Below are 13568 nucleotides of genomic sequence, written 5' to 3' on the forward strand. Positions count from 1 at the left end.
TGGTTCCGTTTAGCGCCATTTCAGCTACAATTGTCAGCGATTCAAATGGTTAAGAGGCGGTAATGCATCAGACGAAAACAGGTATCTTATTAGCCAATTTAGGCACCCCCGATGCGCCCACGCCCGATGCGGTAAAGCGCTATCTGCGACAATTTCTTAGCGACAAGCGGGTGGTGGATACCTCTCGTCTGTTGTGGTGGCCGCTGCTGCGCGGTGTGATACTGCCTCTGCGCGCGCCCCGAGTAGCCAAACTCTATCAGTCTATCTGGATGGAAGAGGGGTCGCCGCTGATGGTCTACAGTCGTCAGCAGCAGAAGGCGCTGGCAGAACGCCTTCCAGATACGCCCGTTGCGCTGGGGATGAGCTATGGCTCGCCGTCGCTGGAAAGCGCAGTGGATGAACTCATGGAGCAGGGCGTTGACCATATTGTGGTGCTCCCGCTCTATCCGCAGTACTCCTGCTCCACCGTGGCGGCCGTGTGGGATGAACTGGCGCGTATTCTTGCCAAAAAGCGCGCAATCCCAGGCATCTCCTTTATTCGCGATTATGCCGATGATGTGGACTATATTCACGCGCTGGCCGCCAGCGTGCGCGCTTCGTTTGCGGTGCATGGTGAGCCTGATTTACTTCTGCTCTCTTATCATGGGATCCCGCAGCGTTATGCCCATGAAGGGGATAGCTATCCCCAGCGCTGTCGCGACACTACACGTGAGCTGGTTTCGGCTCTGGGGCTCCCTCCGGACCGCGTGATGATGACTTTTCAGTCGCGCTTTGGCCGCGAACCCTGGCTGACACCCTACACCGATGAAACGTTGAAAATGCTTGGTGAGAAGGGCGTGAAGAATGTTCAGGTTATCTGCCCGGGCTTTTCCGCTGATTGTCTGGAAACGTTGGAAGAGATAGCGGTACAGAACCGGGAATTTTTCCTTGAAGCCGGTGGGCAGCAATATGAATATATTCCTGCACTTAACGCGGACTCCGCGCATATCGAAATGATGGTTAACCTGACAGCAACCTATCGCTGATCGCGCCTGTCGCGGGGAGTATGCTACTATTTCCCGCTTGTTCACTGTCCATAAACCATCACTATGAAATTTCCCGGTAAACGCAAGTCTAAACACTACTTTCCCGTCAACGCTCGCGATCCGCTGCTGCAACAAATTCAGCCAGAAAATGAGTCTAACGTCGCCTGGGTGGTCGGTATCGATCAAACGCTGGTGGATATCGAGGCGAAAGTGGATGAGTCGTTTATCGTACGCTACGGTCTGAGCGCCGGTCATTCGCTGGTGATTGAGGATGATGTTGCTGAGGCGCTGTATCAGGAACTGGTACGTAATGACCTGATCACCCATCAGTTTGCCGGTGGCACCATTGGTAATACCATGCACAATTACTCGGTGTTGGCGGATGACCGCTCGGTTTTGCTTGGCGTCATGTGCAGCAATATAGAAATTGGTGGCTACGCCTATCGCTATTTATGTAATACCTCCAGCCGAACCGATTTGAACTACCTGCAAGGCGTAGAGGGCGCGATTGGCCGCTGCTTTACGCTGATTAGCGATTCCGGCGAGCGGACCTTTGCGATTAGTCCCGGCCATATGAATAAGCTGCGTCCGGAAAGTATCCCGGAAGCCGTTATTGCCGGAGCATCCGCACTGGTACTGACCTCCTATCTTGTGCGCTGCAAACCGGGCGAGCCGATGCCGGACGCCACGATGAAAGCCATCGAATATGCGAAAAAGCATGACGTGCCGGTGGTCCTGACGCTGGGAACCAAATACGTCATCGCTGATAACCCGCAGTGGTGGCAGACGTTCCTTAAGGAGCACGTATCTATTCTGGCGATGAACGAAGAGGAAGCTGAAGCGCTGACGGGCATTGGCGATCCGCTTCTGGCATCGGATAAGGCGCTGGAGTGGGTTGATCTCGTGCTGTGCACCGCCGGGCCTGCCGGGCTTTATATGGCGAGTTTTACTGAGGAAGAGGCTAAGCGTAAAACCCAGCATCCGCTGCTGCCGGGAGCGATTGCCGAGTTTAACCAGTTTGAGTTCAGCCGCGCGATGCGCCATCAGGATTGCGTGAATCCTCTGCGTATTTATTCACATATCGCACCCTATATGGGCGGGCCGGAGAAGATCATGAATACCAACGGCGCGGGCGACGGTGCGCTGGCGGCGCTGCTGCATGATATCACCGCCAACAACTATCATCGCAACAACGTGCCGAACTCCAGTAAGCACAAGTGCAAGTGGCTGACCTATTCATCGCTGGCCCAGGTATGCAAATACGCAAACCGCGTGAGTTATCAGGTGCTGAATCAGCACTCGCCGCGCCTGACCCGCGGCCTGCCGGAGCGTGAAGACAGCCTGGAAGAGGCCTACTGGGAGCGTTAATTCCGGGCAAGATGTAAAGATGTCCCTCCCCGGAAAGCGCTTCGATGCCGGTTCCGGGGGGTTAAAAATATTCTATTTCATAACTGATAATGCCGAGAATTGGCCCGAGCTTTGTGGGCTGGCCGTCGGTTTTCCATACTCTGAATATGTAATACATATCAATTTTTTCAGGGGATGCTGGAAGGGCGTAGCTCTTTCCGGTGCTCTGGTTAAAACCGATCATGTCGGCGGGATAACCCACATCCTGGTTGCTATAGATATACATCGAAAAGTTCTGTGGACCATTTTTATCCATATTGATTAATCTGCCTCCGCTATCAAGCGTGCCTGAGGTAATAAATCGCGGGCGGACATTTTGTATCTCTGCAGTTGCCTGGCAATGGGCGAGTCGGATAAAAAAACGGACGTCACCTGTCTGATTAGTGGTTTGCTGATCGCCATCGATAAAAACATGGGAGCTAAATTCAAAGTCAATATCCCTGCTGGGAACGCCGCTGCCGCCGTCATCGGGATCGATGACTACCCCTTCGACCTTACAGGTACTGTTAATAATATTTCCTTCTACATTAATGCTACCATCGGCAGCCCATGCAGTGATGGAAAATAAGGTGAATACCATCATCGTTATTCGAACTATGCTTAACATAATGTGAACCTTTTATTATCAGACTTTATGCTTCGTATCCGCGGGTATTAAAAGTAGATAACTTCATAGTTCAGTACGCTCTGTACGGGGCCGGGAGTAACGGCCTGAGAGGGATCCAGTTTTTGATACGAAGCGCTATATTTCATTGTCAGGTAACTTCCGTGGATATTCCATGATGTGCCGGTTCTGTAGCGGGGAGTTGCATTGCTGCTCTCAGCGGGGCCATTCACTTTCACCCGCGCTCCTGAATCATGGCTGATCTGGATGCCAACGTTGGTAGCGCCATTGGCTGCGGTATTCAGCAAAACACCGTCACTGTTGGTTGCATCGGATGTCATACTGACTTTCACGTTGTCGAGATTAACTAACTCCGTCCATTGGCACGAAATATAGATATTAAACTGTACGCTACTGCTAAGGCTGCTGGTTGAGACTACGGGTAGCGGAATGGTGAGGTTGCGTAACCCCTTATAAACTTCCGGAGTGTCAGCGCTAATCATGCAGGCACCGGCATACAGTGTACTTCTGAATATCATGGTGCCATCAGCGGCTTGCGAAATACCCGGCCACACTAGCAATGCAAATGTGCCGCTCCAGAGCTTAAATCGGGTATGTGTCATGGCATATTCCTTTTATGCAAAACGTTAGAGATACTCGATCTCATAATTAACAATACCAAGAATCGGCCCGCCTTTGGTCGGTAAACTTCCGGTTTTATAGGGTGAAAAACGATAGTTGAGATTAACGTTACCTGGCGAGGTTGGCAGGGGCGTTGCGGGGCCTGAGCTTTCGTTAAACTTAATTTTTGTAAAGCTACCATCTGTATATTTATCAATGTACATTGATATATTCTGCGGCCCGGCTTTATCCATATTAATCAACATACCTTTGCCATCCAGTTTCCCTGATGTGGTAAATCTGGGGCGAACATTCTGCCATGCTACCGTAGCGGCGCAGTTAGATAGTTTGATACTGAAAGGGATTCCGGTAACGAAATAGGTTGTTGTCTCATCACCATCGAAAGAAATATGTGAGCCAAATTCAATGACCATATCTCTGGCTGGTATATTATTGCCACCATATGGAGGAATGACAACTACTCCTTCAACAATACAGGTTTCATTAACAATGTTTCCTGCAACATTAAACGAACCATCAACAGAGTGCGCTGGGGATATTAATAACGATGTCATGAGGCCGATGGTCATTATTCCTCGACCTGCTAACTTTAACATTTTCTTCATTATGGTTAACTCTCTGCAGGTTAAAAATAGATGACTTCGTAATTCAGCATGCTTTCTACTGGGCCAGCATTCACTTCTTGCATCTCGTTCAGTTTTTGATAAGAAGCGATGTATTCGGTTCGAAGCGAACTGTATGAACTACTGTAATGGGGTGCCACAGCGCTACGTTCTCCCGGTGCGTTGATTTTTATCGGTACTCCTGTTGCTGTAGCAATCCTGATACCTATATTGGATGCTCCGTTTGCTGCGGTATTTAGTAAAATACCATTTTCATTTGCCGAGTCGGAGGTAAAGCGGATTTTTACGTTATCGAGATTAATCTGTTCGGAGTAACAGTTGACGTTGATGATGAACGACACGCTGCCGTTAAGGTTGCTGGCCGAAACTGCAGGCATGGCTAAACTGATGTCATTTAGCATTGTTGCCGGAGTACTGTGAGTGTTAGCGTGTACCTTGCAAGCACCGATTGTTAATGTGCTTTTGAATATTATTGTTCCATCGATGGCATGAGTATTAGCGGATAGCATAATAAAACTTATTATGCTGCTCCATAGCATATTTTTACACGTCATTATTATGGCTTCCATTAATATAAAAAATAGATGTCTCTAGAGATTAATGGAAAATTGTTTTGTAGTAAACAAAATAAGGTGGTTAATGAGGTTGTTTATTTTGACTTTTTATGACGGTTTTATTATAGCTATGAATTGTTATGGGTTGTGTTTAAATTAACGGGTAATAACGGGTGGTAAATAATTTGGAGTGTTTTTTGATATTTGAAAATAATTAGTCATTAACGGGAGCCGACACTTTGTCGATATCGGCTCCGCTTCAGTCTTATCCCGTGGTCACTTCCAGTGGCGCTGGTGGTGTTTCCAGCAGTTTTATCATTGCGCGGGCAATTTCACGCTCGCCCATCACCACCTGATTCGCGCCGCGTTCAATAATGTATTCCACTTCATCGTCATAGTGGGCGCGGGCGATGATCTCGATATTTGGGCACTTCTCGCGTGCCGAAGCGACGATTTCCCCGGCTTCATAGCCGTTAGGTATGGTCAGCAACAGCCAGCGGGCGCAGTCCAGATGCGCCAGGTTCATAATTTCTTCGTTGGCGGCATTACCTAATACCGCGCGAATGCCCCGCGCACGCAGCTCGTCTACGCGGGTACGCGACGTTTCGATGACCACCAGCGGCACGCCCTGGGCCATCAGTTTTTCGCCAAGCAGGCTGCCGACGCGACCGAAACCCACCAGCAGCGCATGGTTGCAAATATCGACGGGGATCTGTTTCTCTTCTTCAAGCACCTCTTCCAGAGTCTGATCGTCCAGCGTCTCCGTTTTATCGAGGTATTTTTCCAGTAGGGTAAACAGCACCGGGTTGAGCATGATTGAGATTATCGCCCCGGCGAGCACCAGATTTTGCCCGGCCTGCGGCAGCAGATTCAGCGCCATTCCCAGACCCGCGAGGATAAAGGCGAATTCGCCGATTTGCGCCAGGCTGGCGGCAATCGTTAGCGCGGTGCGCGGCGAGTGACCGAACATCCGCACCAGGAAGAAGGCCGCAGCCGATTTACCAAAGATAATAATAGCCAGCGTAGCCAGTACCGCCAGCGGCTGCTCCAGCAGGATCATCGGGTCAAACAGCATACCCACAGAAACGAAGAACAGAACGGCGAACGCATCGCGCAGCGGCAGCGTATCGTGGGCTGCGCGATGGCTCAGTTCGGATTCATTCAGCACCATACCGGCGAAGAATGCGCCCAGGGCGAAGGAGACGTCAAACAGCTCAACCGCGCCGAAGGCGATACCGAGCGCCAGCGCCAGTACCGACAGCGTAAACAGCTCGCGTGAGCCGGTGGCGGCGCTGCGTGACATAATCCACGGCACCAGGCGGCGGCCGACCAGCATCATAATTGCAATAAAGGCGACGACTTTACCGATGGTAATGCCCATATCGAGTGCCAGGGAGGCCAGACCAACGTCGCCTTTCTCCGCCATACCTGCGACGGCCGGCAGCAGAACCAGCGTCAGCACCATCACCAGATCTTCAACAATCAGCCAGCCGATGGCGATTTGCCCCCGCTGGCTATCAATAAGCTGTCGTTCTTCCAACGCGCGCAGCAGCACCACGGTACTGGCGGTAGAAAGACACAAACCAAAAACAATGCCGGTCATCAGCGACCAGCCAAGCATTGCCGAGAGCGCCATACCCAGCAGCGTCGCCACAGCTATCTGGGCGATGGCGCCGGGAATAGCGATGGCCTTTACCGCCATTAAATCTTTTAAGGAGAAGTGCAGACCCACGCCGAACATCAGCAGGATCACGCCAAGCTCGGCCAGTTCAGGCGCCAGCTTGGTATCAGCAACGAAGCCAGGGGTAAAAGGTCCGGCCAGCACGCCCGCTAATAAATATCCCACCAGAGGAGAAATACGTAGCTTATTGGCAATCATGCCGAGAATAAAGGCGAGCACAAGGCCGCCGACAATGGTGGTGATTAGCGGTGTTGCGTGGTGCATTCCGTCTCCTTGCAGTGGTGAGCTGATCCATTTTCGGCATATACCCGTCATACTTCAATTTGCATGGGCGTTGGCTTTGTTACTCGGCTCATCCATGAGCCTCGCCCTTACGGGCCACCGCGATACGGTGTTCAAATCTGTTCCTGACAGATTTGTCGCTCACCCCAGTCACTTACGGAAGTCAAGCTCCTGGGGATTCCCTGCGTCGCCGCGTTACTCGGCCTACGGCCTCGCCCCTACGGGGCCAGCGCAAGCACTGTTCAAGGCACAAGCGCCTTGTCCTGCAACTTGAATTATTTAGGGTATAAAAACCAAAAAACCGAGTAATAGTTTATGACAGTTTCAGCGGTTTTGTTTATGAATAATTGTTGAATTTTGCAGAAAAATGGAATTAATCCGCAAAAAAGCACGGACAGCAAAATGGCAGAAGATAATGCGGGATGATGCTGATGGGGTAAGGGGTTGCGGCAGCCAAGGTTTCACTTTGGCTGCCGGATATTCACGATTTTTGGTGGTTATTAGGAAGAAATATCGTCAGGATGCCGAGAAGAGGCAGGAAAGCACAGATTTTATAGACCAGGTCGATACTGGTATGGTCAGCTAACAGCCCCAGTACCGCGGCTCCGAGTCCGCCCATGCCAAAGGCAAAACCAAAGAACAAACCAGAAACCATGCCAATACGGCCCGGCAGCAGCTCCTGTGCGTAGACCAAAATGGCGGAAAAGGCCGATGCGAGGATAAAACCAATGATTACCGTCAAAATACCGGTCCATTCTAATGTGGCGTAGGGTAAAAAAAGGGTAAACGGTGCGACGCCAAGGATAGAGCCCCAAATAACATATTTACGCCCGATCTTATCGCCAACAGGCCCGCCAATCACCGTTCCTGCCGCTACCGCAAAAAGGAAAGCAAACAGGTGGAATTGCGCATTTTGCACCGATAATCCGAATTTTTGCATCAGATAAAAGGTGTAATAGCTGCTAATGCTCGCCATATAGAAGTATTTTGAGAAAATCAGCATTAACAGGATGCTAACCGCAAGAATCACTTTGTTTTTCGGCAACGGATTAACAATTACCGGTTTTGGTTTACCTTTGTTCATACGATGCTGGGCGGCATACCAGCGACTAATTTGCGCCAGCACCACGATGGCCAGCAGCGCAGCCAGCACAAACCAGCCTACATTACCTTTGCCATACGGGGCGATAATGAGAGCGGCGAGTAACGGCCCTAATGAGCTACCAAAATTACCGCCAACCTGGAATATTGACTGCGCCAGGCCGTGGCGTCCGCCCGAGGCCATTCGCGCAACGCGCGAAGATTCCGGGTGAAACACCGATGAGCCGGTACCCACTAGCGCAGCGGCCAGCAGAACCATTCCGAAGCTTCCGGAGATCGCCAGCAGGACCAGACCGCAAAGCGTAAAGCACATGCCAATGGGCAGCGACCACGGCATCGGGTGCTTGTCGGTCAGATAGCCAACCACCGGCTGCAAAAGTGACGATGCCAGCTGGAAGGTGAGGGTGATCATCCCAATCTGTACGAAGGACAGGGAAAACTCGGCCTGTAGCAGCGGGTAGATAGCCAGGATGAGCGACTGGATCATATCGTTTAGCAAATGAGAGAGGCTGATGGCCCCCAGAATGCGAAACGAGGTGCGTGCTTTTTGCGGCGCAGCAGCGGGGCCGGATAAGGGTTGTGCGGTCTGATTCATTGCCATAGGTTCACTTAAGTGTTTTTTATAGAGGATGCAGGTGGAATTATTATCCGCCTAACATACCTGCCCCTAAGGTTTGAATAAAGTCTCATTTCTGAAAACAAAGTTGTCTAATTCACCAACTCGCTATACTTTCGGCACTTGTTACTTTGTCAGGGAGAGAAATATGCAATTGATCAAACGGGGCGTTGCGCTGGCATTATTCACCGCGCTATCGCTGGGAAGCCTGTCGGCACGGGCTTATGAGCAGGATAAAACCTACAAAATTACCATCCTGCATACTAACGATCATCATGGTCACTTCTGGCGTAGCGATTACGGCGAATATGGGCTATCGGCACAAAAAACGCTGGTGGACGGTATTCGTAAAGAGGTCGCCGCAGAAGGCGGCAGCGTGCTGCTGTTATCCGGTGGTGATATTAACACCGGCGTACCGGAATCAGATTTACAGGACGCGGAACCTGATTTTCGCGGTATGAACCTGATTGGCTATGATGCGATGGCGGTGGGTAACCATGAGTTTGATAATCCGCTTAGCGTACTGCGTCAGCAGGAAAAATGGGCGAAGTTTCCGTTCCTCTCCGCCAATATTTACCAGAAAAGTACTGGTGAGCGTCTGTTTAAACCGTGGGCGCTGTTTAAACGCGGCGGGCTGAATATTGCGGTTATCGGCCTGACGACCGACGATACGGCGAAAATTGGTAATCCTGAGTATTTTACGGATATCGAATTCCGCAAACCGACGGAAGAAGCCAAATTAGTGATTCAGGAGCTGCAGCAGAACGAAAAGCCGGACGTGATTCTGGCGACCACCCATATGGGACATTATGACAACGGCGCGCACGGTTCTAATGCACCGGGCGACGTTGAGATGGCGCGTAGCTTGCCGGCAGGATCGCTGGCAATGATCGTCGGCGGCCACTCTCAGGATCCGGTATGTATGGCGTCTGAGAATAAAAAACAGGTGGATTATGTGCCGGGCAGCCCGTGCGCACCGGACAAACAGAACGGTATCTGGATAGTCCAGGCCCACGAGTGGGGTAAATATGTTGGCCGCGCCGACTTTGAATTCCGCAATGGTGAAATGAAGCTGGTGCACTATCAGCTGATTCCGGTCAACCTGAAGAAAAAGATCACCTACGATAACGGTGACAGCGAGCGTGTGCTCTATACGCCGCTAATCGCCGAAAACCCGCAGATGCTCTCTCTGCTAACGCCGTTCCAGAATAAAGGCAAAGCGCAGCTGCAGGTGAAAATTGGCAGTGTGAACGGGCATCTGGAGGGCGATCGCAGCAAAGTTCGTTTCGTGCAAACCAATATGGGTCGTCTGCTGCTGGCGGCGCAAATGGCGCGTAGTAATGCCGACTTTGCGGTGATGAGCGGCGGCGGGGTGCGTGATTCGATTGAAGCGGGCGATATCACCTATAAAGACGTGATGAAGGTGCAACCCTTCGGCAACGTGCTGGTGTATGTCGATATGAGCGGCAAGGAAGTCACGGAGTATCTGACCGCCGTGGCGCAGATGAAGCCGGATTCCGGTGCTTATCCGCAGTTTGCTAACGTTGGTTTTGTGGCTAAAGACGGCAAGCTTAACGATTTGACCATCAAGGGCGAGCCGGTAGACCCAGCGAAAACCTACCGCATGGCGACGCTGAGCTTTAACGCTACCGGTGGCGATGGCTATCCGCATATCGATACCAAACCAGGCTATGTCAATACCGGTTTTATCGACGCCGAAGTGCTGAAGGAGTACATCCAGAAAAACTCTCCGCTGGATGTTGAAGCATTTGAGCCGAAAGGCGAGGTGAGCTGGCAGTAACGTCTGAAACTCCCCGGTGACGCTTACGCTTACCGGGGCTACGTGGCCATGCGGTTTGGGTTTTGTAGCCAGGGTAAGGCGCGTCAAGCGCGGCCTCCGGGAAATGTGCCGTACCTGATCCCCTGGCGTTGCTTCTTCCCGGTGGCGCTTACGCTGACCGGGCTACGGGTTTGCAGCCATCTGTGGATTGGTAGCCCGGACAAGGCGCGTCAAGCGCCGCCTCCGGGATTATCCTCTGAGATAAAGCAGGGGTTAATCGCGCCGCGCGATATCGGCGAATTTCGCCTCAAGGATCTTCGCCAGATCGCTGGCTGCCAGTTCAATATCCAGCCCGCGCTTGCCGCCTGAAATATAAATGGTGGCAAACGCCTGGGCCGGAGCGTCAATTACCGTTGGCAGGCGCTTTTTCTGCCCAAGCGGGCTGATACCGCCCACCAGGTAACCGGTGACGCGCTGCGCGATCATCGGATCGGCCATATCCACTTTCTTCGCGCCTAAGGCCTTCGCTACCTTTTTCAAATCCAGCTGACCCGCTACCGGAGTTACCGCGACGGCAAGGTGTTTCATATCGCCGTTGATGGCGACCAGCAGAGTCTTATAGACCTGGTCAGCGTTCAGCCCCAGCTTACGCACTACCTCATCGCCAAAATTGGTTTCGTTCGGATCGTGATCGTAGCTGTGGATCTTAAAAGAGATTTTGTTTTTTTCGAGTAATTTTACGGCGGGAGTCATCGTTATCCTTCTTACCAACCGATTTCATGTGACTTAAGCATACGCCCGACGGCTGTCTAAAAAATAGTATCATCTTGCGCAATAGTATTGGCAGTGATGGTCACTTTGAGCGACAATCAGACGATCCGGGGCGTGAACCCCGGAATAATAATAATGATGAAATTCCTCTTTGACGGGCCAATAGAGATATTGGCCATTTTTTTATGTCAGCATATCCGGCAGATTCCCTTCCCCGTACAAGTGTAACGCTCCTACGGCAACCACGTAGCGCCCCGGCGGCAGCCCCTGCAGCGTTTCTCGCCAGGCCAGGTTGCGCTGATGCATCAGCACATCATATAGCGACTGGCTAAAGGTTGTTGGTAGCACGGTTGCACCTTTTGATGGCGGCTGCTCCAGCCACCAGCTAATCATCACCTGCAGCAGACGCGCATTCGTGCGCCAGTGGGTCAGCGTATCCTCCAGCAGCGCCAGTCCGCCGTCGGGCAGATCCCGCAGCAGCGCAATCTGGCTGTCGGCACCCTCCAACTCCATCACGCGGATATTGCTCTCACGCGCCGCCATCAGTAGCTGATAATCAATACCGTAATCCGCCCTTAGCCCGAGCTTTTGCGCCTGGGTGGCCTGCAAGACCATCGCGACCTGCCACAGCGGCTGACTATCAAATAGCGCAACAGACAGGCCCATTTCTCCCGTTCGCTCTTTTAGTTCAGTGAGCAGGGATGCGCTCAGGCGTTCCGCCAGCGGCGGACAGGAGGGGAGGTTACTGAACGGCGTTTCGCTGCCGGTAATATCGGCCTCAACAATGAGCGCATCGGCCTGGCGAATCTTTTTCAACAGCCTGGCGGGAGGGGGCGACATATCGCGGGTGCCCATATGAATACTGCCAACCAGGTGCAAATAGCGTTCGCCGGGAAGAGTGATATCCAGCGCGGGCCAGGAATAAGACGAACCGACGGCGGTTTGCCACAGCATTTTTATTCGGTTTAACAGGCCCATACGTACTCCGTAGTGTGAGGAGCCCATGCTATCGCGCGGGAAACAGAGGCGCAAGAGGGCGGATAGGGCGCAAAGGAACAGGTCTTTTGCAATGTCATAAAAATAACAAAAAAATTTGATGTTCTTGTTTTTTGCAATTTTCGCAATGGCATTTTGAAATAAATTATATATTAAAATCAAATTGTTGTGTTTTTATGCGCAAGTCGTGGATGGTGCTTTTTTCTCAAAAATGGGTGAATTGTGATAATAAAATAAAAAATCTGTAACGAAAAATAAACAAAGCGCTTCTATATTGACCCCTTCAATTTTTGGGGGGAGTGTCATGCGTAATTGGAGTGAGCCTAAAAAGAATAAAGCCCATATCGAACTGATCCCGATGATCGATGTGATGATGTTTTTACTGGTCTTCTTTGTCCTGATTAGCCTGAATGTGATCCCGGCTCTGGGCCTGAAAACCCAGCTGCCATCGGCCAGCAGCGCCCAACAGCTTAAGCCGCAGAAAAAAGCCATTATCACCCTCGGCGCTGACGATCGGCTGCAGCTTGATGGCCAGCCGCTGGTGCTTGATGCGCTGGTTAATACCCTGAAGCAACAACAGCAGGAAAATCAAACCACCACCATTATCGTCAACAGCGATAAAGAGGTTGCGGTGGAACGCCTGGTCGCAGTGATGGATACCTTGCGTCAGGGCGGTTTCTTCTCCATTTCCATCGCCACACGGAAGCAGTGATATGTATCTGCTTTATCGCTCACGTCACGTTGTTAGCTGGTTACCCGCGATAGTCATCGCCGGATGCTTGCTGTTCGTCAGCCAGCAGGCCGTCCTGCAGGTGAAACCGCATTATGACGATACGGTGATGGAACTGTCGCTGGCCGAACCCGAGCCACCGCAGCCAGAACCTGTCCCGGAACCGCAGCCAGAGCCGCCGCCGGAACCCCAACCTGAGCCGGAGCCGATTGCTGAGCCCGTTGTTCCTGCTCCGGATCCCATTATCCAGGCCAAACCAGTTGTTAAACCAAAACCTAAGCCGAAGCCAAAACCGGTTCAGGAGAAAGCGCCGAAGCTACAGGAACGTGTGGCGCCGCAGCCCGCCGTCGTGCGCAGCCCGGTGGTGAGTAAACCCGCCGTGCCGTCTTCTCCTCCGGCGCCGAAAGTGAACGCGCAGGCGGTGGAAAATGGCTATCTGCAGATGTTGCGACGCGAGCTGGAGCAGCGCAAACGCTACCCGAGCGGCCGCCAGGCTTCGCTGGAACGTCCGCAGGGCAACGTTGAGGTGTGGCTGGAAGTCGACCGTAGCGGCAGAGTGCTGGCTTCCGGTATTGCCAGCAAGGCCCCGAGCATGCTGCTCAATCGTGCTGCGCTGAGCTCTTTACAAAGTATTAGCCAGCTGAAGCCCTTTCCTGAAGAGGCTTTTGCCGGACAAAGAAGCAAAAAATTTACCGCGACGTTTAATTATCAGGCTCCATAAAGCCTAATTAATCATTTGTTTTTTATAGGAAAAGA

The 13568-nt window shown here is 51.8% G+C and carries 13 protein-coding genes; 5 read left to right on the plus strand and 8 right to left on the minus strand.

The genetic code is table 11. The features are described 5' to 3' along the window. Window positions 1-62 precede the first annotated feature (62 nt). On the plus strand, window positions 63-1025 hold the full coding sequence (hemH, locus tag QVF11_RS02725) for a ferrochelatase (protein ID WP_287855163.1): 963 nt from the start codon (window positions 63-65) through the stop codon (window positions 1023-1025). 63 nt (window positions 1026-1088) lie between these two features. Then, window positions 1089-2393, plus strand: a complete 1305-nt coding sequence (locus QVF11_RS02730; RefSeq protein ID WP_142515297.1) for an inosine/guanosine kinase — start codon at window positions 1089-1091, stop codon at window positions 2391-2393. Between the two features lie 61 nt (window positions 2394-2454). Here the strand turns inward: QVF11_RS02730 and QVF11_RS02735 are convergent, their stop codons facing one another. The 6 genes from QVF11_RS02735 to QVF11_RS02760 all read right to left on the minus strand — a co-directional run bounded on the left by QVF11_RS02735 (window position 2455) and on the right by QVF11_RS02760 (window position 8520). Then, entirely contained in the window at window positions 2455-3039 is a 585-nt protein-coding gene (locus QVF11_RS02735; RefSeq protein ID WP_142515296.1) for a fimbrial protein, read from the minus strand. A gap of 47 nt (window positions 3040-3086) precedes the next feature. Further along, window positions 3087-3659: a fimbrial protein gene (locus QVF11_RS02740; protein WP_287855164.1), complete on the minus strand. Its 573-nt coding sequence runs from the start codon at window positions 3657-3659 to the stop codon at window positions 3087-3089. A 24-nt stretch (window positions 3660-3683) separates the two neighbouring features. Further along, window positions 3684-4283, minus strand: a complete 600-nt coding sequence (locus tag QVF11_RS02745; protein WP_130624395.1) for a fimbrial protein — start codon at window positions 4281-4283, stop codon at window positions 3684-3686. Window positions 4284-4303: 20 nt separating this feature from the next. Further along, complete coding sequence (locus QVF11_RS02750; RefSeq protein ID WP_185930758.1) at window positions 4304-4855, minus strand: fimbrial protein; 552 nt, start codon at window positions 4853-4855, stop codon at window positions 4304-4306. A gap of 265 nt (window positions 4856-5120) precedes the next feature. Next, window positions 5121-6800 (minus strand): YbaL family putative K(+) efflux transporter, encoded by a 1680-nt coding sequence (gene ybaL / locus QVF11_RS02755; RefSeq protein ID WP_142515295.1) that lies wholly within the window; start codon window positions 6798-6800, stop codon window positions 5121-5123. Window positions 6801-7299: 499 nt separating this feature from the next. Further along, window positions 7300-8520 (minus strand): MFS transporter, encoded by a 1221-nt coding sequence (locus QVF11_RS02760; RefSeq protein WP_287855165.1) that lies wholly within the window; start codon window positions 8518-8520, stop codon window positions 7300-7302. Window positions 8521-8683: 163 nt separating this feature from the next. Between QVF11_RS02760 and ushA the strand changes: the two genes are divergently transcribed. Further along, window positions 8684-10336: a bifunctional UDP-sugar hydrolase/5'-nucleotidase UshA gene (ushA, locus tag QVF11_RS02765; RefSeq protein ID WP_287855166.1), complete on the plus strand. Its 1653-nt coding sequence runs from the start codon at window positions 8684-8686 to the stop codon at window positions 10334-10336. Window positions 10337-10588: 252 nt separating this feature from the next. Here the strand turns inward: ushA and ybaK are convergent, their stop codons facing one another. Together ybaK and QVF11_RS02775 are read right to left on the minus strand one after the other, a co-directional pair. Then, a complete protein-coding gene (gene ybaK, locus QVF11_RS02770; RefSeq protein WP_142512158.1) occupies window positions 10589-11068 on the minus strand; it encodes a Cys-tRNA(Pro)/Cys-tRNA(Cys) deacylase YbaK in 480 nt (159 codons plus the stop codon). Between the two features lie 201 nt (window positions 11069-11269). Further along, window positions 11270-12064, minus strand: a complete 795-nt coding sequence (locus tag QVF11_RS02775; RefSeq protein ID WP_287855167.1) for a TraB/GumN family protein — start codon at window positions 12062-12064, stop codon at window positions 11270-11272. A gap of 322 nt (window positions 12065-12386) precedes the next feature. Here QVF11_RS02775 and QVF11_RS02780 point away from each other — a divergent pair, with 322 nt between their 5' ends. Both QVF11_RS02780 and QVF11_RS02785 read left to right on the plus strand, forming a co-directional pair. Then, a complete protein-coding gene (locus QVF11_RS02780) occupies window positions 12387-12794 on the plus strand; it encodes an ExbD/TolR family protein (protein ID WP_112214193.1) in 408 nt (135 codons plus the stop codon). A 1-nt stretch (window position 12795) separates the two neighbouring features. Continuing rightward, the gene (locus QVF11_RS02785) at window positions 12796-13533 is read left to right on the plus strand and encodes an energy transducer TonB (RefSeq protein WP_287855168.1); all 738 of its coding nucleotides are present in this window, start codon (window positions 12796-12798) and stop codon (window positions 13531-13533) included. Window positions 13534-13568 lie beyond the last annotated feature (35 nt).

It is taken from the genome of Klebsiella sp. (assembly GCF_027492335.1).
Taxonomy (GTDB): Bacteria; Pseudomonadota; Gammaproteobacteria; order Enterobacterales; family Enterobacteriaceae; genus Klebsiella; species Klebsiella huaxiensis.

Excerpts from the sequence above, each read along its gene's own strand:
- ybaK (WP_142512158.1), bottom strand. The coding sequence starts at position 11,068 with ATGACTCCCGCCGTAAAATTACTCGAAAAAAACAAAATCTCTTTTAAG.
- hemH (WP_287855163.1), top strand. The coding sequence starts at position 63 with ATGCATCAGACGAAAACAGGTATCTTATTAGCCAATTTAGGCACCCCC.
- ybaL (WP_142515295.1), bottom strand. The coding sequence starts at position 6,800 with ATGCACCACGCAACACCGCTAATCACCACCATTGTCGGCGGCCTTGTG.
- QVF11_RS02735 (WP_142515296.1), bottom strand. The coding sequence starts at position 3,039 with ATGTTAAGCATAGTTCGAATAACGATGATGGTATTCACCTTATTTTCC.
- QVF11_RS02785 (WP_287855168.1), top strand. The coding sequence starts at position 12,796 with ATGTATCTGCTTTATCGCTCACGTCACGTTGTTAGCTGGTTACCCGCG.
- QVF11_RS02760 (WP_287855165.1), bottom strand. The coding sequence starts at position 8,520 with ATGGCAATGAATCAGACCGCACAACCCTTATCCGGCCCCGCTGCTGCG.
- QVF11_RS02775 (WP_287855167.1), bottom strand. The coding sequence starts at position 12,064 with ATGGGCCTGTTAAACCGAATAAAAATGCTGTGGCAAACCGCCGTCGGT.
- QVF11_RS02745 (WP_130624395.1), bottom strand. The coding sequence starts at position 4,283 with ATGAAGAAAATGTTAAAGTTAGCAGGTCGAGGAATAATGACCATCGGC.
- QVF11_RS02780 (WP_112214193.1), top strand. The coding sequence starts at position 12,387 with ATGCGTAATTGGAGTGAGCCTAAAAAGAATAAAGCCCATATCGAACTG.
- ushA (WP_287855166.1), top strand. The coding sequence starts at position 8,684 with ATGCAATTGATCAAACGGGGCGTTGCGCTGGCATTATTCACCGCGCTA.
- QVF11_RS02730 (WP_142515297.1), top strand. The coding sequence starts at position 1,089 with ATGAAATTTCCCGGTAAACGCAAGTCTAAACACTACTTTCCCGTCAAC.
- QVF11_RS02750 (WP_185930758.1), bottom strand. The coding sequence starts at position 4,855 with ATGACGTGTAAAAATATGCTATGGAGCAGCATAATAAGTTTTATTATG.
- QVF11_RS02740 (WP_287855164.1), bottom strand. The coding sequence starts at position 3,659 with ATGACACATACCCGATTTAAGCTCTGGAGCGGCACATTTGCATTGCTA.